Raw genomic sequence first — 22,089 nt, 5'->3', positions numbered from 1 at the left:
GGCGGGCATGACGACAGTACGGACGGTGCAGTTGCCCGAGGTCACCCTCGCCTACCGCGAGAGCGGACACCCCGACGGCCCGCCCCTGGTGCTGCTGCACGGCCTCGGCGAACGCGCCGCCGGCTGGGACACGGTGCTGCCCGACCTCGCCCCCCACCACCACGTGTACGCGCTCGACCTGCGTGGCCACGGCGACAGCGGCCGCACCGCCGCCTACGGCCTGGAGGCCATGCGCGAGGACGTGCTCGCCTTCCTCGACGCCCTCGGCCTCGACCGGATCGCCCTGGTGGGCCACTCGATGGGCGGCGCCGTCGCCTACCTGGTCGCCCAGGCCGCGCCCGAACGGATCGACCGGCTGGTCCTCGAGGAGATCGCCGCCCTGTACCCGCGCCCGTCGAGCGTGCCGCCCGAGGGGGCGGACGAACCGGCGCACTTCGACTGGGCGATGGTCCGGGCCGTGAAGGCGCAGCTCGACACCCCCGACCCGGCCTGGCGGGAGGGGCTGACCCGGATCACCGCCCCCACCCTGGCCGTCGCGGGCGGGCCCAGCAGCCACGTCCCCCAGGAGCGGATCGCCGAACTCGCCCGCCTGATCCCAGACTGCCGCCTGGTCAGCATCGAGGCCGGGCACCTGGTGCACAACGCCCGCCCGGCCGAGTTCGTCGCCGCCGTGGCGCCGTTCCTGGAAGCCTGAGCCGGGACGCCGGGACGCCGGAACGGCGCCCCGGCCCGGCCGTCACCCGAAGACGATGGCGTGGCCAGTGGCGAGACTGGTCCGGCAGGCCCGGTACAGCGCGTGCCAGGCGAAGACCTCCGGTTCGAACGGGTCGTCGCCCGGCAGTGCGTCCAGCCGGGCCGACTCCTCCGGGGCCAGCGAGCCGTCGGCCGCCAGCCGGATCCCGATGGCCGCGGCGAACCTCTGGAGCTCCGCCAGCAGCGGGCCGCAGGAACCCACCATGCCGGCGCCGGGCACACCGGCCCCCTCCGGGAGGAAGAGCGGATCCTCGAACGGGAACTCCGCCGGCACGTAGTAGCCCTCGTGGTCGGCGTGGCAGAGCAGATGCGAGTCGAGCACGGCCGTCTCGTCGTCGACCAGCTCCAGGTCTTCGTCGTACTGCTCGCTGCTGACCTCGCGCGCCCCGGTGACCGGCTCGCCCAGCCGGTGCAGCACGTACACCCGCCGCAGCCCGGACAGGTAGCTGTACGGGAAGCCCGCCCCGAAGACCTCGGCGGGGCCTGCCGGTGCGGTGGCCGGCTCCCGCCAGGCCACGCCCTCGGCGGCCAGCGCCCGGTGCAGCACCTCGGCCTCCTCCCGCAGGTCCGGGGTGCCGAGCAGCCCCACACTGATCGCGAGTCCCATGCCCGTCAGACCCCCTGCTCGGCGGGCAGCCGCCCGCTGCGCACCGCCGCCACCAGCTCGGCGTGGTCGGCCTCGGTGCGGTCCGCGTAGGCGACGGCGAAGGCGGCGACCGCCTCGTCCAGCGCCTCGCTCTTGCCGCAGTACCCGGCGAGCAGCCCCGGGTCGGCGGTGTGGGCGTGGGCGCGGGCCAGCAGGGCGCCGGTGATCCGGGCATAGTCGTCCAGCTGGCTCGGCAGCAGCACGGCCGGGTCGACACTTCCCTTGCGGTTGCGGAACTGCCGCACCTGGTACGGGCGTCCGTCGACGGTCGTCCAGCCGAGCAGGGTGTCGCTGACCACCTGCATGTGCTTCTGGCCGAGCACCACCCGCCGGCCCTCGTGCTCCTCCGCCGGCCGCCGCCAGTGGCCGCCGAGGTACGGGAGCAGCACGGACGGCCTGGCCTCCTTCACCTGCAGCACCAGCGGCTGGTCCCGGTGGTCGGTGAGCAGCACGACGTACGAGCGGGTGCCGACGCTGCCGGTGCCGACCACCCGGAACGCCACGTCCTGCACCCGGTACCGGGACAGCAGGGTGCGCACCTCGGCGGGCACCGTCGCCACGTACGGGCCGAGCGCCTCGGCCACCGCCCGGGCGGTCGCGTCGGTGACCCCGGTGAGCACCGGCGGAGCGGCCGTGAACCGCCAACCGCCGTCCGCGGTACGGGTGGTGCTGCGGGCGGCGAACCGGGCGCTGGTGTTGCCGAGGGCCTTCGCGCCGACCTTCCGCAGCACCTCGGTGAGGTCGTGAGCCTCGGCGAAGGACACCAACTGCTCGTCCGCCACGGCGTTCCAGGCGTCCAGGGCGGGCAGCTTGGCGAGCGTGCGCAGGGTGCGGCGGTAGGAGCCGGCCGCGTGCTGGGCGGCCGCGCGGGCGGTGCTCTCGCTCGCCCCGGTCTCCCGGCCCGCCAGCACCAGGCTGGTGGCGAGACGCTTGAGGTCCCACTCCCAGGGGCCCGGCACGGTCTCGTCGAAGTCGTTGATGTCCATGACCAGTTGGCCGCGCGCATCGCCGTACAGACCGAAGTTCGCCGCGTGCGCGTCCCCGCACAGCTGCGCCGTGACGCCGGTCACCGGTGTGCCCGCGAGGTCGGCGGCCATCAGGCCGGCCGACCCGCGCAGGAAGGCGAACGGCGTGGCGGCCATCCGGCCGACCCGGATGGGAACCAGGCCCGCGATCCGGCCCGCGTTGGAGGCCTCCAGCGCCGCCACCGCCGTGGGCCGGTCGGCCGCGGGCACGAACTCCGAGTGCCGCTCCCGGGGGACCGGCACCCGCAGCGCCTTTCCCTGCTCCCGCGCCCGCTGCGCCCGGCCGTCCGGCCCGGTCGCGAACCCGGGGACGGTGAACTTCCGTCGCCCGGTGGTGTTCCCGCTGTCCGTCACTGTTCCCCGCCCGCCTTGCTCGAACTCCCGCCCGTGACCTGCACGGATGGCTCATCAGGGGGAGTGACGTCCGGCGTCGCGCGGTGGTTCCTGGGGTGGGGGCGCGGATGTGCCGGTGGGGCCCGCCCGTAGCCTTGGGCGGGTGAACGATCTTCGGAAGGCCCTGACGGCCCGACTCCCCGCCGCCGTGGCCGTGTTGCTCACCGTGGCGGCCGGTCTGGGCGTGCGCGCCGCGACGGACGGCGACCCGGCGAAGTGCGCGGGCGACGCGCTCTACACCGTCCTGGTGTACGCCCTGGTGGTGCTGGTCGCGCCGAGGGTGCGACCGGTGCGGGCCGCGCTGGTGGCGGCCGGGGTGAGCTGGGCGGTGGAGCTGTTCCAGGCGACCGGGCTGCCGGACGCGTGGGGGCGGCGCAGTGGGCTGGTGCACCTGGTGCTCGGATCGACCTTCAACCCGCCGGACCTGTTCTGGTACCTGGTCGGCGGGGCCGGTGCCGCGCTGCTGCACCGGGTGCTGCGGTCCGGTGGGACCGCGGCACCCGGTGGCACCACCTGACCACGCGTCAGAGTGGAAGCAACTCCGGCCGCTTGGCCTCGACGTGGTCGCCCGAGGACTCCCCGCGCAGGCGGCGGCCGACCCAGGGGATCAGGTGCTCGCGGGCCCACTGGAGGTTCTCGCGCCGCTGGTCGGCGGCGGTGAGGACGCGGGCGGTCGGCCATGCGGCCTCCGGGTCCTCCGCGGTGCGCAGGCCCAGCGAGCGGGCGGCCAGCAGGGCGACCCGCTGGTGCCCCTCGGGGGACAGGTGCAGCCGGTCCTCGCTCCAGGCGCGGCGGTCCTGCACCGCGCGCAGCGACCACAGGTCGGCCACCTTGCAGTCGTAGCGGTCGGCGACCGCCCGCATGTGGCCGTTGTAGGTGGCGATCTTCCCGCGCAGGTGCTTGAGCAGCGGCACCTCGCGGGTGTCGAAGCCGGTGCAGATCAGCACCGTCCCGGCGTTCTCGGCGAGTTGGGCGATGGCGGTCTCGAATCGCTCGGCCACCTCGTCCGGGTCGCTGCCGGGCCGCAGGATGTCGTTGCCGCCGGCGCAGAAGGTGACCAGGTCGGGCTGGAGCCGGCGGACCTGCGGCACCTGCTCGGCCACGATCTGGTCGAGCAGCCGTCCCCGGACCGCCAGATTGGCGTAGCGGAACCCGCCCGGCGGCCTGCCCTCGGCGAGCATCCCGGCCAGGCGGTCGGCCCAGCCGGCGAAGGCGCCGTCGGCACCGGGGTCGTTCAGGCCCTCGGTGAAGCTGTCCCCGAGGGCGACGTACGAACTGAGGTCAAGGGTCTCCTGGAGGTTCGGCATGAAAGAGATAGTTCACCCATTCAAGTGACCTACGCCACCGTAGGTGAGCCTGGCGGCACGTGAGATGGGCCACGTACCCTGCGCGGCCCGCGCCGGCCGGTCGCCCCGCCGCAGAGCGCCGTGCCCGGGAAAGCGCAAGATCCGTGCCCCCTTCCGCTTTGCGGCCCGTCGGGACCATGCTCGAAGTACGGCGCGCCGCCTGGGCCGCCGTTCTTCCTGGGGGAAATCCGGACCATGAACCTCTCCGAGAACTGGACCGTCGACGACCGCTGCACCAACTGCGACGTGGCCCGGCAGCTCGCGCCCGACCTGATCCGCGAGCACGCCCGCAAGTCCGAGCTGATCCGCCAGCCGCGGGACGAGGCCGAACAACGCCAGCTGCTCGCCGCCGCCCACGCCTGCCCGACCCGCTCGATCCGCCCCGGTACCGGCCGGCTCGACCCGGCCACCGACCCGTTCCCGCTCGCGCTCGACGAGCACGGCGACGTGCTGCTGCTCGGGCACAACTCCCGGCAGACCGCGGGCGCCAACTCCTACCTGTGCCGCCGGCCCACCGGCTGGGTGATGATCGACACGCCCCGCTACAGCGAGGCGCTCGCCGCCCGCTACGAGGCACTCGGCCCGGTCACCGACGTCCTGCTCACTCACCGCGACCACGCGGCGCACGGCCGGCAGTACGCCGACCGACTGGGCGCCCGGCTCCGGATCCACGAGGGAGACCTCGCCGCCGCCCCCGACGCCGACGATGTGCTGCGCGGCACCGACCCGGTGGAGATCTCGCCCGGCCTGGTCGCGCACCCCTTCCCCGGCCACACCGTGGGGAGCGTGCTGTACGTCGCCGACCGGCGCTACTGCTTCAGCGGTGACAGCCTGTACTGGTCCCGCACCAACCAGGACATCGAGGTGCAGGAGGCGGTGACCTGGTACTCGATCGAGGAGCAGTCCGCCTCGCTGGACCGCAGCCTGGACGCGCTGCGCTTCGAGTGGCTGCTGCCGGGTCACGGTGACAAGCAGCGGATGCCCGCAGAGGAGGCGGAGCGACGGCTTCGCGCCCTCGCCGTCCGCGCCCGGGCGCTGCGGACCGAGCCGGTGGACTTCGCCGCCGTGCGCTGGTAACCCCCGACGGCAGGACCGTGCGCCGGGGCTCGCGCCGGGTGCGCGGGGGGTTGCGCCCGCCGGGCAGGCCCGCGCGGGTGTGCGAACGGGAGCGGCGGGGCAGCCGCCTCTGGAGCGACGCGTACCGAGACCCCGCGAACCGAGGACGGTTGAGCAATGTCCACGCACACCCCGGCGCGTACGGCGCGGCCCCGGCGCTACCTGATGTGCCGGCCCACCCACTTCACGGTGGACTACGCGATCAACCCGTGGATGGACCCGGCGCAGCCCACCGACACCGAACTCGCCGTCCGCCAGTGGGAGCGGCTGTACCGGACGTACCGGCGCCTCGGCCACACCGTCGAGCTGATCGACCCGGTGCCGGGCCTGCCCGACATGGTCTACGCCGCCAACGGCGCGACCGTGCTCGACGGCCGGGCCCTGGTGGCCACCTTCCGCTACCCGGAGCGGGCCGCCGAGTCCGAGGCCTACCAGTCCTGGTTCCGGCTGCACGGCTACCGGGCGGTGCGCCGCGCCGGCCACGTCAACGAGGGCGAGGGCGACCATCTGGTGGTCGGCCGCCGGGTGCTCGCCGGGACGGGCTTCCGCACCTCACGGGCCGCGCACGCCGAGGCGGAGCAGCTGTTCGGCGTGCCGGTGGTCAGCCTGACCCTGGTCGACCCGCGCTTCTACCACCTGGACACCGCGCTGGCCGTCCTCGCCGACGACCACGTCATGTACTACCCGGAGGCCTTCGACGCCAACAGCCGCTCGGTGCTGCGCAGTCTCTACCCGGACGCGGTCCTGGCCGACCGGGCCGACGCCGAGGTGTTCGGACTGAACGCCGTCTCGGACGGCCGCCGGGTGCTGCTCCCGGAGGCGGCCAAGAACCTGGCGGGGCGGCTCGCCGAGCACGGCTACGAGCCGATCCCGGTGGACGTCTCCGAGCTGCTGAAGGGCGGCGGCGGGGCGAAGTGCTGCACCCTCGAACTCAGGCCGTGACCCCCGCGTCACACGGTGACGAGCAGCACCTCCAGGGTGCGCGGCCCGTGCACCCCCTCGACCCGGTCCAGCTCGATGTCGCTGGTCGCCGACGGCCCGGAGATCCAGGTCTGCGGCCGCGCCGGGTCGAGCCGGGGCAGCGCCAGCGGAACGGAGGCGACGACCTGCTCCGGCGCCCGCACCACGCACAGGTGGTGGTCGGGGACGAGTGACAGCAGCCGCCGGCCCTGACCGGGCCCGCCGTCCAGCACGATCGTCCCGGTCTCGGCGACCGCCAGCGCGCAGCCGGTCACCACGCTGTCCACGGCGTCCAGCCGGGCGGCGGTGAGGCTCCCGTCGTCCGGCAGCGGCTCGACGCCGACCGCCGCGGTGAGCCAGCCGTCCGGCAGCCCGGCCGGCACGGCGACCGTGCGGCTGCCGCGAGCGGCGAGCAACTCGGCGATGCGGCTCGGGAGTTCGGCCTCGGTGCAGCGGTGCACCAGGGCCCGGTAGTCGGTCAGGTTGCGGTGCAGCAGGTCGAGCAGCGCCGCCGGATCGTCCGCCGGGGCGTGGGCGCTCAGGTACCGGCGCGGCAGCGGCTGTTCGGCCACCGTCCCGGTGTCACCGAGCGCGGCCCGGATCCGGCCGAGGATCAAGTCCCTTGACGTCACGTACGGTTCCTCCGCCACCAGTCGCGGAACGGTTCGGCGGGCACCTCCGGAAGGTCCCGGCTGTCGGTCCAGGCCCGACCCGGCCCGGGCAGTCGGCGCGGGTGCAGGGCGCGGGTGCGTCCGGCCAGCCGCTCGGCGGCCGCGAGCGCCGCCGGGTGGTCCAGGACGTACCCGGCGGCGGCCACGGCGGCCCGCTCCACCGGGTGGCCGCCCTGTTCGGCGACCCGCTCGCGCAGGTGCACCAGCACCTCGGGGATGTCGATGGCCACCGGGCACACCTCGTAACAGGCCCCGCAGAGCGAGGAGGCGTACGGCAGCGAGGCGTCCACCGGGCTCGCCGTGCCGCGCAGTTGGGGAGTGAGGACGGCGCCGATCGGGCCCGGGTAGACCGAGCCGTAGGCGTGTCCGCCCGCCCGCTCGTACACCGGGCAGACGTTGAGGCAGGCCGAGCAGCGGATGCAGCGCAGGGCCTGCCGGCCGACCTGGTCGGCCAGTGCGGCGGTGCGCCCGTTGTCCAGCAGCACCAGGTGGAACTCTGACGGGCCGTCGCCCCGGGTGGTCCCGGTCCACAGCGAGGTGTAGGGGTTCATCCGCTCGGCGGTGGAGGAGCGGGGGAGCAGCTGGAGGAAGACCTCGAGGTCCCGCCAGGTCGGTACGACCTTCTCGATGCCGACCACCGAGATCAGGGTGCGCGGCAGGGTGAGGCACATCCGGCCGTTGCCCTCGGACTCGACCACCACCAGGGTGCCGGTCTCGGCGACCATGAAGTTGGCGCCGGAGACGGCCACTTCGGCACGCAGGAACTTCTCCCGCAGGTGCAGCCGGGCGGCCTCGGCGAGTTCGGCGGGGGAGTCGGTCAGGCCCTCGGGCGCCGGGCGGCCCCAGGAGGCCATCCGGTCGGCGAAGATCTCCCGGATCTCGGCGCGGTTGCGGTGGATCGCCGGGACCAGGATGTGCGAGGGGCGGTCCTCGCCCAACTGCACGATCAGCTCGGCGAGATCGGTCTCGTAGGCGGTGACCCCCTCGGCGGCCAGCGCCTCGTTCAGTCCGATCTCCTGGGTGGCCATCGACTTGACCTTGACCACCTCCGTCGTGCCGGTGGCGTGGACCAGCCCGGCGACGATCCGGTTGGCTTCCTCGGCGTCCGCCGCCCAGTGGACGGTGCCTCCGGCCGCCGTGACGGCCTCCTCCAACTGCACCAGGTAACGGTCGAGATGGCGCAGGGTGTGGTCCTTGATCGCCTTCCCTGCCGAGCGCAGCTCGGCCCAGTCGGGGAGCTCGGCGACGGCCCGGGCCCTCTTGTCGCGGATGGTGTGGGTGGCGTGCCGCAGGTTGGCGCGCAGCTGCCTGTCCCGCACCGCGCGGGCGGCCGCCTGCGGAAAGGCGGGCATGCCCAGGAACGTGTCACTCATGCACCCGCCTCGCTCCGCTCGGCAGGGGCATTCGCCCACACGCACCTCTCGATGGTTCGCTCGCTTCGCTCGCTCATGTGCCCGCCTTGCTCCGCTCGGTCACGACGGCCTCCAGGGGTGCTCCTCGGTGCTGGCCAGGATCTCCGCGAGGTGCAGCGGCCGCAGCGCGTCACCTCGGCGGCGCAGGGTGCCGCCGAGGTGCAGCAGGCAGGAGTTGTCGGCGCCGCACAGCACCTGGGCTCCGGTGCCGAGGGCGTTGGCGAGCTTGTCCTCGGCCATCGCGGCCGAGACCGCCGCGTTCTTGACGGCGAAGGTCCCGCCGAAGCCGCAGCACTCCTCCGCACCCGGCAGCTCGACCAGCTCCAATCCCTTGACGGCGCGCAGCAGTCGCAGCGGCCGCTCGCCCAGTCCGAGCATTCGCAGGCCGTGGCAGGAAGGGTGGTAGGTGACGGTGTACGGGAAGTGCGCGCCGACGTCCTCGACGCCGAGCACGTCGACCAGGAATTCGGTGAGCTCGATCACCCGGGGCGCCAACGCCGTGGCGGCGTCGGTGAGTTCACCGCCCCGGCCCTCGGTGGCGGCCCGGGCGCCGATCCGCGGGTAGTTGTCCCGGACCATCGCCACGCAGGAGCCGGAGGGTGTCACCACGTGGTCGTACCCGGCGAAGGCGCGGGCGGTCCGCCGCACCAGCGGCTCGCAGGCCCGGCGGTAGCCGGTGTTGTACTGCGGCTGTCCGCAGCAGGTCTGCCCGGCGGGGAAGTCCACCGTCACGCCGAGGCGCTCCAGCAGCCGTACGGTGGCGACCGCCGTGGCGGGGAACAGCGCGTCGTTGACGCAGGTGGCGAACAGCGCGACCCGCAACCCGAGCTCCTCACGTCGAACCGCCGAACTGCTGAACCGCCGAACCGCTGGAACGCCGAGCCGGCCGAACCGCCGGAACGCCGAAACCGGCACGGGCCCGCCCGTGATCGTAACGGGCGGGCCCGTGCCGGTGAAGGAGGCCGCGCGGGAACGCTCGGGGCTCAGGCGCCGGCGCCGAGCCAGAGGTCCGGGCCGAACACCTCGTAGTGGATGTCCGCCGCGGGGACGCCCGCCTCGATCAGCTGGCCGCGCACGGCGCGCAGGAAGGGCAGCGGGCCGCACAGGTAGGCGGTGGTGCCGACGGGGACCTCGACGGTTGACAGGTTGACCAGGCCGGTGCGCTCGGCCGGCCACTCGCCGAGCGGCTGCTCGTAGAAGACGTGGGCGGTGGCGTTGGCCAGCTTGGCGGTCAGCTGCTCCAGGTCCGCGCGGAAGGCGTGGCTGAGCTGGTCGCGGTCGCCGTGCACCGAGATGACCTGCCGGGCGGAGCCGGTGGCGGCCAGGTGGTCGAGCATCGCGGTCATCGGGGTGTTGCCGATGCCGGCGGAGGCGAGCAGCACCGGGCCGTCGCCCTCGGCGAGGAAGATGTCGCCCAGCGGGGGAGCCAGCTCGACGGTGTCGCCGGCGTGCAGGTTGTCGTGCAGGTGGCCGGAGACCTCGCCGTCGCGCTTGACGCTGAAGCGCAGCGCGTTGTCGGCGCCGCCGGACAGGCTGTACTGGCGGATCTGGTGGGCGCCGTCGGCCAGCTCGGCGCGCACCGAGACGTACTGGCCGGGGCGGGAGGCCGGCAGGGAGCCGCCGTCGGCCGGGCGGACCAGGTAGGTGGTGACGGTGTCGGTCTCCTGGTGGCGGGCGACCACGGTGTACGGGCGCCACAGGTCGGTCTGGTCGGTGCCGGCGGCAACCTCGGCGCGCAGCCGCTCCTCGATGGCCATCAGGGCGTTGGCCATCAGCCAGTAGACCTCGTCCCAGGCGGCGGCGACCTCGGGGGTGACGGCTTCGCCGAGGATGTCGACGATCGCGGCGAACAGGTGCTCGTGGACGACCTTGTACTGCTCGTCGTCGATGCCGACCGAGACGTGCTTGTGGGCGATCCGCGCGAGCATCGCGTCCGGGTGCTGGTCGGGGTTGGCGATCAGCGCGGCGGCGAACGCGGCTATCGAACCGGCCAGCGCCTCGCGCTGGGTGCCGTTGGCCTGGTTGCCCCGGTTGAACAGGTCGCGCAGCAGCTCGGGGTGCGCGGCGAACAGCCGGTCGTAGAAGCGCGGGGTGATGTCACCGATCGCGCCGCCCACGACGGGCAGGGTGGCCTCGACGACCTCGGCGGACTTCGCGGACAGCATCAGAGAAGCTCCTGACGGTAGTGAGAACTGGTATCTCAGATTCGTATTAAAGACTGTGGGCGCCGACTGACCCCTGGGGGATGGGGTCAGTCGGCGGGTCTGGCGGTGAGGCCGAGCAGCACCGGACCGGTGGGGGAGGCCGCCAGGTCGTCGATGCTGAGCGGGTCGAGCGCCGCGAAGAACGCCTCCTGTGCCGTGCGCAGTGCCCCGCGCAGCCGGCAGGCGGCCCGCAGTGGGCACGGCGGCTCGTCCTCGCAGCCGACCACGTCGCCGATGCCCTCCAGCTCGCGCAGCAGCAGGCCGAGCGAACCGGTCCGCCCGGCGAAGGTGATCATCAGCCCGCCGCCGCGTCCGCGCCGGGCCTCCACCACGCCGAGGTGCTGCAGCCTGCTGACCACCTTCGCGGCGTGGGTGTACGGCACGCCGACCGACTCGGCCACCTCGCGGGTGGTCGGGTTCTCGCCCTCGCCGAGTACGGCGAGTCGCATCGCGATGCGGAGAGCGATGTCGGTGCTCTTGGTCAGCCTCACGAACCGAACGCTAACGAATGCGACTCTGCGATTCCAATTTCGGGACCTATCCCGGCTGAGACCCTGGTCACGTCACTCATCGCCCCCGGTCGGGTCGGGTCCGCCGGGTCGGCGGGCCGGGTCGGCGGGCCGGAGCGGTGGGCCGGGGCGGTGGGCCCGCTTCGGTGACCGTATCCCGGTCGAATCCGAACAGTTGGCGACATTACCGATCAGCTCCTGACCCGCCATCAGCAGCCGCTCTACGCTTCCCCCGGCTCCGGAGCCACGTCCTGCACCCCGTCCCCCCGCCGACTCCCCTGGAGATTCCGTGAGACCACCCCGTGCACCCCGGCGCGCCTGGACGGCCGTGGCGGCGATATCCGCCGCCACGGCCGCGCTGCTCTCCCAGCCGGTCACCGCCGAGGCCGCCGCGCCCGCGCCGACCGTGACCGCCCATGTGCCGGTGGCGCCCTACCCGGCCGGGCTGGCGCTCACCCCGGACGGCGCCCGGGCCTACGTGACCAGCCAGAGCAGCGGCACGGTCAGCGTCCTGGACACCGCGAGCAAGGTGGTGACCGGCAGCTTCACCGCCGGGACGGGCTCGTACGCGGTCGCCGTCTCGCCCGACGGGCAACGCGCCTACCTGACCCACCACCTCGACAACACGGTCAGCGTCGTGGACACCGCGAGCAACACCGTCACCGCCACCGTCCCGGTCGGTGCCCAGCCCTGGGGTCTGGTCCTCTCGCCGGACGGCAAGCGCGCCTACGTGAGCAACGCCGGGGCCGGCACGGTGAGCGTGCTGGACACTTCGTCCGGCACCGTGACGGCCACTGTCCCGGTCGGCGCCGAGCCGCACGGGCTCGCCGTCTCGCCCGACGGCAAGCGCCTGTACGTGGCGGCCTCCGGCGCCAAGGCGGTGAACGTGGTCGACACCGTGAGCAGCACGGTGAGCGCCACCGTTCAGGTCGGCCACAGCGCCTTCGGCCTGGCGCTCAGCCCCGACGGCAGCCGGCTGTGGGCCGCCGACGGCGACGACACCACGGCCGCCGTGCTCGACACCGGCGCGAACACCCTGCTCGGCACCGTCACCGTCGGCAACGGCCCGTACTCCGTCAGCCTCGCACCGGACGGCTCCACCGCGTACGTCTCCAACTACGGCGACAACACCCTGAGCGTGATCGACGCGGCGAGCCGGAGCGTCACCGCGACGGTGCCGGTCGGCGCCAGCCCGTACACCCTGGCGCTGAGCGCCGACGGCCGGCGCGGCTACCTCGCCGACTTCACCGGCAACGCGGTCGACGTGCTGAACTTCCCGCTGCCGGTGCCCGCCGTCACCGTGATCAGCCCGAACGGCGGCTCCGGGGTGGGCGGCACCACGGTGACCGTCACCGGCACCGACCTGAACGGCGCCACCGGCGTCACCTTCGGCGCGGCCGGCCCGGCCACCTCCTTCAGCTGCACCAGGACCAGCTGCACCGCCACCGCCCCCGCCACCACGGTGACCGGGCCGGTGGACGTCCAGGTCACCACGCCCGGCGGCACCAGTGCCGCCGTCGCCGCCGACCGCTTCACCTACACCGCGCCCAGCGCCCACCTGGTCGTCGCGCTCGCCGCGACCCCGGTCACCGGCCTGTTCGCGAGCCGGGTCGACTACACCGTCACCCTCACCGGCCAGGGCCCGGACCCGGTCACGGCGGCCACCGTCTCCGCCGCCCTGCCCGCCGGGCTGACCACCACCTCCGGCGACTGCACCGTCGCCGGGGGCAGGCTCACCTGCACCCTGAGCGCCCCGCTCGCCAAGGGTGCGAGCACCACCCGGCACTTCTCCGTCGGCGGCGCCGGGCTGAACGTGCTCGCCTCCTGGAGCATCACCGTGGCGCGGACGGCCGGTGCCCCCGCCGACCCCTCGCCCGCGACCAGCAAGGACAGTCGTAGCTGCACCTCCGTGCTCGGCCTGCTGATCACCTGCAGCTGAGCGGCTCCAGCTCTCGGAGAGCCCCACCCGGAGCGCCTCCCGGAGGGCCCCGGCCGGACACCCGGCCGGGGTTCTTCCGTAAAGCCTCTGGACGAAGCGTCCGGGCCGGACGTACAGTCCAACCATGCCTGCCGAAACCCCCGACCTTCGCGTGCGGACCTGGTCGCCGGTCTGCCGTGCGGTGGCCCTGCTGCTCGGGCCCTACGCCGAGGTGGTGCTGCACGACACCGCCACCGACCGGGTGCTGGCCATCTGGAACCCGATGACCACCCGCGCCCCAGGCGACCCGTCCCTGCTCGGCGAACTGGACGAGCTCGACCCGTCCGCGCCCGACGTCTACGGGCCGTACGAGAAGCTGCTGCCGGACGGCCGACGGCTCTCCTCGGTCAGCGCGGTGCTGCGGGACGAGGCCGGCCGGGCCTCGGCGGTGCTCTGCGTCAACCTGGACCGTGGCCCGCTGGAGCAGGCCGCCGCCCTGCTGACGAACTTCGCCGCGCCCACCGCCCCGCGCCCCGAGCCGCTGTTCGAACGGGACTGGACGGAACGGATGAACGACGTGATCGGCGGCCACGTCCGCGCTCAGGGCCGCCCGCTGGAACGCTTCACCCGGGAGGACCGGCTCGCCGTACTGCGCGAGCTGGACGAGGCCGGGGTGTTCGCCGTGCGCCGGGCCGTCCCCGCCGTCGCCACCGCGCTGCGGATCTCCCGCTCCACCGCCTATGCCCTGCTCGCCGAGCTCAAGCACCCGGCCGGCCCCAGGAAGGACTGAGAACCAGATGACCCGCCTGCCCGACTTCCGGCTCGAAACCTACTTCACCCGCTGGGAGTTCACCGCCCGCCACCACCTCACCGCCTCCGACTCCCAGACCATGACGATGGCCGAACTCCTCGCCCTGGCGGGCCCCGAGGACCGCGAGGCCTGGGACAACCTCGCCCTCGGCTACACCGAGACCTTCGGCGACCCCGGCCTGCGACAGGCGATCGCCGGGATGTACGAGCAGGTCGAGGCGGACGACGTGATCTGCTTCGGCGGCGCCCAGGAGGGCATCAACCTCGCCATGCAGGTGCTGCTCGAACCGGGTGACCACGCGGTGGTGCTGACCCCCAACTACCAGTCGGCGGAGACGATTCCGCTCTCGCTCTGCGAGGTCACCGGCGTCGCGCTGGACGAGCGGCAGGACTGGGCGCTCGACCTGGACGCCGTCGAGGCGGCGCTGCGCCCGAACACCAAGGTGCTGTCGGTCAACTTCCCGAACAACCCGACCGGCACGCTGATCCCCGCCGCCGACTTCGCCCGCCTGGCCGGACTCTGCGAGGAGCGTGGCATCCGGCTGTTCTCGGACGAGGTCTACCGCGGCCTGGAACGCGAGCCGGACCGGGCCCTGCCGCAGGCCGCCGACCTCTCCGCGACGGCCCTCTCGCTCAACGTGACGTCCAAGTCCCTCGGCCTGCCCGGCCTGCGGATCGGCTGGATCGCCTGCCGGGACCGCGAGCTGCGCGCCCGCCTGGAGCGGGCCAAGCACTACACCACCATCTGCAACTCGGCGCCCGGCGAGGTGCTGGCCCGGATCGCGATCACCGCCCGCGAGCGGATCCTGGCGCGCAACCGGGGCATCATTGCCGAGAACCTGCCGGCCTTCGACGCCTTCTTCGCCGAGTTCCCCGAGCTCTTCGAATGGCGTGCCCCGCAGGGCGGCTGCGTCGCCTACCCGCGCTACCTCGGCCCGGACGGCGTGGAGGACTTCTGCACCGCCCTGGTCGAACAGGCCGGCGTGCTGCTGATGCCCGCGAGCATGTTCCGCTCCGACCTCACCCCCACCCCCACCGACCGCTTCCGGATCGGCGTCGGCCGCCGCGACCCCGGCCCCGCCCTGGACGCCTTCGCCGACTGGCTGCGCAAGCGTTAGCGCACACCGACGGCCGGGGCGCCGATCACGGCGATCGCGCCCCGGCCGTCGTGCGCGTGACTGAGACCGTGGGATCAGAGCTTCTGCCAGGCCGGCTTGGCCGCATAGGTGTCGCGGAAGTAGTCGGCGAGCTTGAGGCGGGAGGCGGCGGCCTCGTCGACCACTACGGTGGCGTGCGGGTGGAGCTGCAGCGCCGAGGCGGGGACGGCCGCGGCCAGCGGGCCCTCGACGGCCAGGGCGACGGCCTCGGCCTTGGCCTCGCCGGTGGCCAGCAGGACCAGGTGGCGGGCCTCCAGGATGGTGCCGATGCCCTGGGTGATGACGTGGTGCGGGACCTGGTCGATGCTGTCGAAGAAGCGGGCGTTGTCCACCCGGGTCTGCCGGGTCAGGGTCTTGATCCGGGTCCGGGAGGCGAGCGAGGAGCAGGGCTCGTTGAAGCCGATGTGGCCGTCCGTGCCGATGCCGAGCAGCTGCAGGTCCACGCCGCCGGCCTCGGCCAGCGCGCGGTCGTAGGCGGTGGCGGCCGCGGCGACGTCGGCCGCGTTGCCGTCCGGACCCAGGAAGGAGTCCTCGGTCAGGCCGAGCGGCTCGACGACCTCGCGCAGCACCACCGAGCGGTAGGACTCCGGGTGGCCGGCCGGCAGGCCGACGTACTCGTCCAGCTGGCAGATGCGCGCGCGGGAGGCGTCCAGGCGGCCGTCCCGGACCCGCTCGGCGAGGGACCGGTAGATCGGCAGCGGGGTCGAGCCGGTCGCGACGCCGAGCAGGGCGTCGGGCTTGTCGGTCAGCAGATCGGTGATCGCCGCGGCGATGAGTTCGCCGGCCGCTGAGGCGTCAGGGACGATCACGATTTCCATACTGGGTCCACCGTTCTGAGGCGAGTCTGAGGTCTAGACCTCCGAGGTCTAGACCAGTTTGCCGTGAACGGGGCCCTCCGGTCCACCCGGGACCGGTGCGCGGGCCGGTGCGCGTCGGCGCCGGGCTCGGCCTTCGGCCTGGTGGGGGCTCGGCGGGGTGCGCGCGGGCCCGCCGGGCGGGACGTGCGAGGAGCCGGGGCCTGTGGAAAGGCCCCGGCTCCCTGCGCCCTGTCGTGCGGGCTGCCCTGTCTTACGGATGCCGCTCCACGGGTGAACGGCCGGGGGTCCTGACCGCGGGGATCAGAACGGGTTGGTACAGGTGGTCACCTGCTTGCTGGCGTCCAGCGCCGGGCCGGCGGTGGCGCAGATGATGTGGGGGGCGGGGCCGGTGACCTTCGGGGTGGTGGCCTGGACGGAGCCGACTCGGACGGCGGACGCGCTGGCGACCGTCTCCCACGGGCTGCCCCAGGCCTGCTGGGAGCGCACCTCTACCTGAACCATCGTCAACTGGGTGGGGTCCGCGTTGACCTGGGCTATGCCGACGATGCCGTCACCGTCGACCTGGTGCGTGATGCAGGGGCGGTTGAGCACCGTGGCGCAGGCGACGGTGCCGGCCTCGGACGTCGCCGTGGCGGCCATGGCGGGAGCAGCCGACAGCGCTGCGATCCCTGCCGCCGCCATCGTCACGGCTGCAATCCGAGTGCGCATGATACGAACCTCCTTGGAAATTAAGGGAATCTCACTGGGTGAGATGAGTGTTGCACACATCCTGGGATTCGCATGTGTGCGTTGCGTCACACCCATGGTGACTGTTCAACTACTGGCTGCAATCGTTCGCCGAACGTTCAGCGTACGGACAAGTTGCAGACTGACGGAGGATCAGTCGGCGGGGCGGTGGAACCGTCCGCGCCGGGCCGTCACGCCGCCGTGCGCGGGCGCCGGCGCCGCGGCCCGGTGACCGAAGTCGTCCGAGGTCAGCGCCGGGATCGCCCGGACGGGCTCCTCCGGTTCGGCCTTCTGTTCCAACCCCTCGGCGTGCAAAGGGCCGTGGGCCTTCTTGAACTGTACCCAAGCCCCGGCCGGGCCGCCTGCCGGGCGGACCGGGCGGGGTCCGTGGTGCAGGAGAGGGGGCGAGTTGAACCTGAAGCGTCGCACCTCGTACGCCAACAACACTGTGTTGACCAGACCTTGAACGACCCTTTTACCTGCGGCGGCGGGCGCTCCGCCGTCCGGCCGGGCCGGCTCGGCGGGACAACTCGCCGTCGGCCGACGGGGCTTGGCCGTGTTCCTTCACTCGTCCGGGTGGCGCCTCGCCACCTGGGCGAATCGGACGGATACCATCGAGCCGATCCCACGGAGGTGGCTGCGTGGACACGGTCATCGTGCAACTGCCCGGCCGGGGACCGGATCCGGCCCCCGGCCGGGCGCCCGGACTGCTGCGGATGGGCCCCGGCGAGACCGCGGTGTTCGGACGCGGCGAGCCCGGGCGACCGGCCGCCATCCCGCTGCCCGACCAGGGCGTCTCCCGCCGCGCCGGCGAGGTGGTCGCCGCCGAGGACTACTGGCGGCTGTCCAACTTCAGCACCACCGCCACCTACGTGGTGGAGAACCTCGAAGGCGCCGGGGAGCACATCAAGGTGGCCCCCGGGCGCCTCGGCGCACCCGTCCCGTTCGAGCTCTCCCGCGTCCTGCTCCCCGCCCTGGGCGAGCCCGCCGCCTTCAAGGTCTTCGCCCCCCAGCACGCCTACCTCGACGGCCACCCGGGCGGCGCCGACGGCGAACGAACCGTCAGCCCCTTCGCACTGGACCCGACCGCCAAGTACTTCCTGGTGCTGCTCGCGCTCTGCGAGCCCCGGCTGCGCTCGCCCTCCACCGCCGCCGTCCCCGGGGCGACCGAGGTGCTGGCCAGGCTGCGCGCCCTGCCCTCCTGCCACGGGCTGACCCGCTCGGCGGTGAACTACCACATCGACTACCTGGTGGGCACGAAACTGCGGCTGCGCGAGCCGTACGAGGAGGGCCCGGCGGGCGGCAAGCGCGAGGAACTGGTCGCGCTGGCCCTGAGGTTCGACCTCGTCCGGGAGGAGCACCTCTTGCTGCTCCCGCCCCGGCGCCCGGTCCACCGGCCGTGAAGCCGCCCGAGCACCGCGGCGCCGCCCCGGACGGCGGATCCTCCGAGAGGCGGCCCGTCGCCGCGGCGTCGCTCTTCGACGTCCCCGACGGCTACCCGCTGGCCGGCTACCGCGCCGGAGCCTTCCTCGGCGCGGGCGCCTGGGGCAGTGTCTACGCCGCCGAGGGCCCGGACGGCACCCCCGCCGCCGTCAAGCTCCTCGGCCCGGCCCGCTCCAGCCCCGGTCAGCGCCGCACCCTGGCCCAGATGGCCGCCCGTGAGCTGCGCTTCAGCAGCCGCGCCGACCACCCGCACCTGATCCGCACCCTCGCCGTGGTCACCGTCGACGACCCCGACCGCCCCGAACTGGACGGCGCCGTCGCCCTGGTGATGGAGCGCGCCGCCCACAGCCTCCAGGACGTCCTGGCCGCCGCCCGCGCCGGAACGGCGGTGCCCGGCGCCGAGCGGATCCTCACCGAGGTCTGCGCCGGACTGACCCACATGCACCGGGCGGGCTGGGTCCACGGGGACCTCAAACCGGCCAACATCCTGCTGATGCCCGACGGCACCGCCAAGATCGCCGACTTCGGCCTCACCGCCGAACTGGAGGGCACCCACGCCTACGCCCCGCCGCTGGGCTCACCGGACCACGTCCCGCCCGAGTGGTGGTCCCAGCGCACCGGGGCGCGCGGGGTCGCGCTGCGCCCCAGCGCCGACGTCTGGGCCTTCGGGGTGATCGCCCACCAGCTGTTCACCGGCGGGCTGCACCCCTTCCTCGGCGCCACTGCCCGGGCCCGGTCACTGGCCGCCCAGGCGTACGCGCGCGGAGCCGCCCCGCTGCGGCTGGACCAGGCGCTGCCGACCCGCTGGCGGCCGGTGGTGGCGGCCTGCCTGGCCGCCGACCGGGAGGAGCGCGCCCGCACCGACCTCGCCGCACTGGTCGCCCGTGCCACCGCCCGCCCGGCCGGGCGCCGACGGGCCGTCCGGGCCGGCGCCGGCGTGCTGGCCTGCGCGGCCGTGCTGCTCGTCCTGACCGGCGGTCCCGAGCCCCGCGCACCCGGCGTCCACCGGGCCGTGCCGCCGCTGCCCGGGGCGATCCCGGCCGGCTCCGACGTCCCGGTGGCCTACCGCGGCATGATCGAGGACGCCGCCCGGCGCTGCCCCGAGCCGGAGATCACCCCGGTCCTGCTGGCTGCGATGCTCAAGGCGGAGAGCGGTTTCGACCCGAACGCGGCCCGCCCGGAGACCGGCGAGTACGGCATCGCGATGTGGACGCCCGCCGTCTTCGAGGCCTGGTCCAAGGCCGCCAACCACGACGGACCGAAGTCCTACCTGGACCCGGGCGACGCGATCGCCGCGATGGGCAACTACGTCTGCTGGCTCGACCAGCAGATAAGGCACCGCGGCTTCACCCGTGACCTGCCCGCCCTGGTCGCAGCCGCGTACCGCACCAGCGACAAGTCGGTGGCGGCCGCCGGGGGAGTCCCGGAACGCGTCCGCCCGCACGTCGACAAGGTGCTCCGCTACCTCGCCGACTACGGAGGGTGACTGAAAAACCGGGAGGAGTTGCACCATATCCGTACGGATCCTGGCGCGGGTGCCCGGGTGCCCGGGTGGCCGGCCTCCGGTCTGGGATCCTCGGGCGCATGATCAGGAAGCTCCGCGCGGCCTCCGCGCGATGGACCCTCGTCGTCCCGGTGGCGGCGTTCGTCGTCCTCGTCCTGACCTGGCACGAGGACCTGCCCGGCTGGGTGGTCGGCGTGGTCGCGCTGTTCCTGATCGGGGCGGTGCTGGCGGCCGTGCACCACGCCGAGGTCATCGCCCACTGGACCGGGGAGCCGTTCGGGTCGCTGGTGCTCGCGGTGGCGGTCACCGTGATCGAGGTCGCGCTGATCGTGACGCTGATGGCCGACGGCGGGGACAAGTCCGCGACCCTCGCCCGGGACACCGTGTTCGCCGCCGTCATGATCACCTGCAACGGGATCACGGGTCTGTCCATCATCGTGGCCGCGCTCAGGTACCGCACCGCTGTCTTCAACGCCGAGGGCACCGGCACGGCGCTCGCCTGCATCGCCACCCTCGCCACGCTCAGCATGGTGCTGCCGACCTTCACCACCAGCACCCCGGGCCCGCAGTTCTCCACCACCCAGCTCGGCTACGCGGCCACCGCCTCGCTCGTGGTGTACGGGCTCTTCGTGACCACCCAGACCCTGCGGCACCGGGACTACTTCCTGCCCGTCACCCCGGAGGGCAGGATCCGCCGGGACGAGGACGACGACCACGTGGGCCCGCCCACCCTCCGGGCCGCCGGGGTCAGCCTGCTGCTGCTCGCCGTCGCGCTGGTGTCGGTCGTGGGACTGGCCAAGGGCGTCTCGCCGACCATCGAGTCCGTGGTGGACGACGCCGGGCTGCCGCACGCGGTGGTCGGCGTGGTGATCGCCATACTGGTGCTGCTGCCGGAGACCATCGCGGCGTTGCGCTCGGCCGTGCGCAACCGGGTGCAGACCAGCCTCAACCTGGCCCTGGGCTCGGCGCTGGCCAGCATCGGCCTGACCATCCCGGCGGTCGCGATCGCCTCCACCTGGCTGTCCGGCCCGCTCGTCCTCGGCCTCGCGCCGTCGCACATGGTGCTGCTGACCCTGACGGTCGTGCTCGGCACGCTGACCGTCATCCCGCGCCGGGCGACCCTGCTGCAGGGCGCGCTGCACCTGGGGGTGCTGGCGGAGTTCATGGTGCTGGCGGTGAATCCGTGAGAAGGGTGAACCACTGAGGCCGTGGTGGCCGTGGTGAAGAACGGAAGCCCCTGACACGTCCCCCCGTGCGGTCAGGGGCTTCCGTCGTCTCCGGCCGGGCCCGCTGGGAGGGGCGGGTCACGGCCGGGAGCCCCGGGGCGCGTCCTGCGGATCTTCGCCGGGTGCGCGACAGGATCCGCGGGACGCGCCCGTGGCGCCCGCGCGAGTGCGGGCGGGCGGGGCTCCGGGTGCCGCGGCTCAGACGCGGCCCTGCGGCCTCCGGAGGGCTCAGACCTCCGGAGGCGGCGTCATCGGGTCTCCTGCGGCACCTCAGCGGTGCCGCAGGCTCCTGGGGGTCGTCAGGAGGAGGTGCGGCGACGGCGGGTGTAGACCACCGCGCCCGCGCCGGCGATCAGCAGGGCGGTGCCGGCACCCGCGTACAGCAGGGTGCCGTCGCTGCCGGTGGAGGCCAGCTTCTTGCCGTCCGAGGCGCCCGGGATCGGGGTCGGGACGCTGACCTTGGCCGGCACGACCAGCGGCTGGTCCGGGGTGACCTTGGTGCCGGCGCCGGGGTGCACCGGGACGGTGGCGGTCGGCGGGGTGGACGGGCCGGCGCTCGGGGCGTCGCTGGGCGCGCCGGTCGGGACCTCGGCGGCCGGGGTGGTGGGCGCGGGGGTCTTCGCGGGCTCCGTGGCCGGGGTGGTCGGCGCCGGGGTGGTGGGGGCCGGGACGGTGGGCGTCGGGGTGGCGGGCGGCGTGGCCGAGTGCGACGGCGCGGGCGTCTGCGACGGGGTCGGGGTGTGCGAGGGGGTGGGGGTGTGCGAGGGGGTGGGGGTGTGCGAGGGGGTGGTGCTCGGCACGGCGGTCGGGCTGGCCGACGGGGCCTTGGTCGGGGTGCCGGTGGCGGTCGGCTTGCCGGTCGGGGTCGGGGTCTGGCCGCCGCAGTCGACCTTGAAGACCTTCTGCTTGGGGTTGCTGACGTCCGGGTGCTCCGGCAGTTCCCCGTCGACCAGCGGAACGGCCTTCCAGAACAGCTTGTAGTGGCCGTCCGGCAGGTTGATGTCCTCGGTGCGGATGTGGCCCTTGTCGTCGACCGGGAGGTCGCCGTACACGACCGGCTCGGTCATGTCGTCCATGTCGAAGATCGCCCAGAGCACGTCCTGGTTCGGGTCGAAGCCGAAGGAGTCCAGGTAGAAGGTGCAGACCTTGGGCTCGTTGCGCACGTCCTCCTGGCCGGTGGCGGCGTCGTGGATCTTGACGGTGCCGTTGTTGCCGGGGTGGCCCTTGCCGTTGCCGTTGCCACCGGCGGCGGCGTGCGCGACGGGGGCGAGCAGCATCAGGGCGGCGGCGGTCGGGACGGCCACCAGGGAGCGTGCGGCGGTGGAGCGGATGTGCATGCGTGTTCCATCGGGGTGACGGCAGGCCGGGACGAGCCTGTGGGGTGGGAGGGAGCTCTCGGTCGGCCGCCGGGCCGGGGGACCGGATTCGTACGACGTGAGGGGCACAAAAGTT

Annotated in this window: 22 protein-coding genes; 10 read left to right on the top strand and 12 right to left on the bottom strand. The window is 73.8% G+C overall.

The window, feature by feature from the left end:
* The first annotated feature begins 7 nt into the window (after nucleotides 1-7).
* Entirely contained in the window at nucleotides 8-694 is a 687-nt protein-coding gene (locus BOQ63_RS08930) for an alpha/beta fold hydrolase (RefSeq protein ID WP_030554791.1), read from the top strand.
* Nucleotides 695-736: 42 nt separating this feature from the next.
* On the opposite strand, the gene BOQ63_RS08925 is transcribed toward BOQ63_RS08930, so the two are convergent.
* Together BOQ63_RS08925 and BOQ63_RS08920 are read right to left on the bottom strand one after the other, a co-directional pair.
* Nucleotides 737-1,360, bottom strand: coding sequence for a putative DNA-mimic protein (locus BOQ63_RS08925; RefSeq protein WP_046385518.1), 624 nt, complete (start codon nucleotides 1,358-1,360; stop codon nucleotides 737-739).
* A gap of 5 nt (nucleotides 1,361-1,365) precedes the next feature.
* Nucleotides 1,366-2,778: a DUF2252 domain-containing protein gene (locus BOQ63_RS08920; RefSeq protein WP_030280548.1), complete on the bottom strand. Its 1,413-nt coding sequence runs from the start codon at nucleotides 2,776-2,778 to the stop codon at nucleotides 1,366-1,368.
* 142 nt (nucleotides 2,779-2,920) lie between these two features.
* Between BOQ63_RS08920 and BOQ63_RS08915 the strand changes: the two genes are divergently transcribed.
* On the top strand, nucleotides 2,921-3,334 hold the full coding sequence (locus BOQ63_RS08915) for a ribosomal maturation YjgA family protein (protein ID WP_030280546.1): 414 nt from the start codon (nucleotides 2,921-2,923) through the stop codon (nucleotides 3,332-3,334).
* Nucleotides 3,335-3,341: 7 nt separating this feature from the next.
* Here BOQ63_RS08915 and BOQ63_RS08910 read toward each other — a convergent pair whose 3' ends face one another.
* Nucleotides 3,342-4,124 carry an SGNH/GDSL hydrolase family protein gene (locus BOQ63_RS08910; RefSeq protein WP_030280544.1) on the bottom strand — a complete coding sequence of 261 codons (783 nt, stop codon included), beginning with the start codon at nucleotides 4,122-4,124 and terminating at the stop codon, nucleotides 3,342-3,344.
* 234 nt (nucleotides 4,125-4,358) lie between these two features.
* Between BOQ63_RS08910 and BOQ63_RS08905 the strand changes: the two genes are divergently transcribed.
* Complete coding sequence (locus BOQ63_RS08905; protein WP_030280542.1) at nucleotides 4,359-5,240, top strand: 4Fe-4S domain-containing protein; 882 nt, start codon at nucleotides 4,359-4,361, stop codon at nucleotides 5,238-5,240.
* 156 nt (nucleotides 5,241-5,396) lie between these two features.
* Complete coding sequence (ddaH, locus tag BOQ63_RS08900; RefSeq protein ID WP_030280540.1) at nucleotides 5,397-6,221, top strand: dimethylargininase; 825 nt, start codon at nucleotides 5,397-5,399, stop codon at nucleotides 6,219-6,221.
* 8 nt (nucleotides 6,222-6,229) lie between these two features.
* Here the strand turns inward: ddaH and BOQ63_RS08895 are convergent, their stop codons facing one another.
* The 5 genes from BOQ63_RS08895 to BOQ63_RS08875 all read right to left on the bottom strand — a co-directional run bounded on the left by BOQ63_RS08895 (nucleotide 6,230) and on the right by BOQ63_RS08875 (nucleotide 11,017).
* Entirely contained in the window at nucleotides 6,230-6,871 is a 642-nt protein-coding gene (locus tag BOQ63_RS08895) for a LutC/YkgG family protein (RefSeq protein WP_030280538.1), read from the bottom strand.
* Nucleotides 6,868-8,283 (bottom strand): lactate utilization protein B, encoded by a 1,416-nt coding sequence (locus BOQ63_RS08890; protein ID WP_030280537.1) that lies wholly within the window; start codon nucleotides 8,281-8,283, stop codon nucleotides 6,868-6,870. Before BOQ63_RS08890 ends, BOQ63_RS08895 begins: the two co-directional genes overlap by 4 nt.
* Before the next feature lie 99 nt (nucleotides 8,284-8,382).
* Nucleotides 8,383-9,144 (bottom strand): (Fe-S)-binding protein, encoded by a 762-nt coding sequence (locus tag BOQ63_RS08885; RefSeq protein ID WP_030280536.1) that lies wholly within the window; start codon nucleotides 9,142-9,144, stop codon nucleotides 8,383-8,385.
* 161 nt (nucleotides 9,145-9,305) lie between these two features.
* A complete protein-coding gene (locus BOQ63_RS08880) occupies nucleotides 9,306-10,487 on the bottom strand; it encodes a globin domain-containing protein (protein WP_072654005.1) in 1,182 nt (393 codons plus the stop codon).
* Between the two features lie 86 nt (nucleotides 10,488-10,573).
* Complete coding sequence (locus BOQ63_RS08875) at nucleotides 10,574-11,017, bottom strand: RrF2 family transcriptional regulator (RefSeq protein WP_072654004.1); 444 nt, start codon at nucleotides 11,015-11,017, stop codon at nucleotides 10,574-10,576.
* 307 nt (nucleotides 11,018-11,324) lie between these two features.
* On the opposite strand from BOQ63_RS08875, the gene BOQ63_RS08870 reads away from it, so the two are divergent.
* The 3 genes from BOQ63_RS08870 (at nucleotide 11,325) to BOQ63_RS08860 (ending at nucleotide 14,881) form a co-directional block, all read left to right on the top strand.
* Nucleotides 11,325-12,974: a YVTN family beta-propeller repeat protein gene (locus BOQ63_RS08870; protein ID WP_107488478.1), complete on the top strand. Its 1,650-nt coding sequence runs from the start codon at nucleotides 11,325-11,327 to the stop codon at nucleotides 12,972-12,974.
* Nucleotides 12,975-13,098: 124 nt separating this feature from the next.
* The gene (locus BOQ63_RS08865) at nucleotides 13,099-13,743 is read left to right on the top strand and encodes a helix-turn-helix transcriptional regulator (protein WP_030280530.1); all 645 of its coding nucleotides are present in this window, start codon (nucleotides 13,099-13,101) and stop codon (nucleotides 13,741-13,743) included.
* 7 nt (nucleotides 13,744-13,750) lie between these two features.
* A complete protein-coding gene (locus BOQ63_RS08860; protein WP_072654002.1) occupies nucleotides 13,751-14,881 on the top strand; it encodes an aminotransferase class I/II-fold pyridoxal phosphate-dependent enzyme in 1,131 nt (376 codons plus the stop codon).
* Between the two features lie 74 nt (nucleotides 14,882-14,955).
* Here BOQ63_RS08860 and nagB read toward each other — a convergent pair whose 3' ends face one another.
* From nagB to BOQ63_RS08845, 3 genes are all read right to left on the bottom strand, one after another.
* The gene (nagB, locus tag BOQ63_RS08855; protein ID WP_030280526.1) at nucleotides 14,956-15,738 is read right to left on the bottom strand and encodes a glucosamine-6-phosphate deaminase; all 783 of its coding nucleotides are present in this window, start codon (nucleotides 15,736-15,738) and stop codon (nucleotides 14,956-14,958) included.
* 300 nt (nucleotides 15,739-16,038) lie between these two features.
* The gene (locus tag BOQ63_RS08850; RefSeq protein WP_141763758.1) at nucleotides 16,039-16,446 is read right to left on the bottom strand and encodes a hypothetical protein; all 408 of its coding nucleotides are present in this window, start codon (nucleotides 16,444-16,446) and stop codon (nucleotides 16,039-16,041) included.
* 171 nt (nucleotides 16,447-16,617) lie between these two features.
* Nucleotides 16,618-16,764 carry a hypothetical protein gene (locus BOQ63_RS08845; protein WP_157846597.1) on the bottom strand — a complete coding sequence of 49 codons (147 nt, stop codon included), beginning with the start codon at nucleotides 16,762-16,764 and terminating at the stop codon, nucleotides 16,618-16,620.
* Between the two features lie 341 nt (nucleotides 16,765-17,105).
* On the opposite strand from BOQ63_RS08845, the gene BOQ63_RS08840 reads away from it, so the two are divergent.
* The 3 genes from BOQ63_RS08840 (at nucleotide 17,106) to BOQ63_RS08830 (ending at nucleotide 20,598) form a co-directional block, all read left to right on the top strand.
* Nucleotides 17,106-17,867 (top strand): serine/threonine protein kinase, encoded by a 762-nt coding sequence (locus tag BOQ63_RS08840; protein ID WP_072654001.1) that lies wholly within the window; start codon nucleotides 17,106-17,108, stop codon nucleotides 17,865-17,867.
* Nucleotides 17,864-19,393 carry a serine/threonine-protein kinase gene (locus BOQ63_RS08835; RefSeq protein ID WP_078867138.1) on the top strand — a complete coding sequence of 510 codons (1,530 nt, stop codon included), beginning with the start codon at nucleotides 17,864-17,866 and terminating at the stop codon, nucleotides 19,391-19,393. Before BOQ63_RS08840 ends, BOQ63_RS08835 begins: the two co-directional genes overlap by 4 nt.
* 98 nt (nucleotides 19,394-19,491) lie before the next feature.
* A complete protein-coding gene (locus tag BOQ63_RS08830; protein WP_072654000.1) occupies nucleotides 19,492-20,598 on the top strand; it encodes a calcium:cation antiporter in 1,107 nt (368 codons plus the stop codon).
* A gap of 338 nt (nucleotides 20,599-20,936) precedes the next feature.
* Here the strand turns inward: BOQ63_RS08830 and BOQ63_RS08825 are convergent, their stop codons facing one another.
* Nucleotides 20,937-21,974 carry an LPXTG cell wall anchor domain-containing protein gene (locus BOQ63_RS08825; protein WP_150475766.1) on the bottom strand — a complete coding sequence of 346 codons (1,038 nt, stop codon included), beginning with the start codon at nucleotides 21,972-21,974 and terminating at the stop codon, nucleotides 20,937-20,939.
* Nucleotides 21,975-22,089: the final 115 nt, after the last annotated feature.

This window comes from Streptomyces viridifaciens, from assembly GCF_001888885.2.
In the GTDB taxonomy this organism is placed as follows: Bacteria; Actinomycetota; Actinomycetes; order Streptomycetales; family Streptomycetaceae; genus Kitasatospora; species Kitasatospora aureofaciens.
This window is presented reverse-complemented; position numbering and strand designations above follow the sequence as displayed.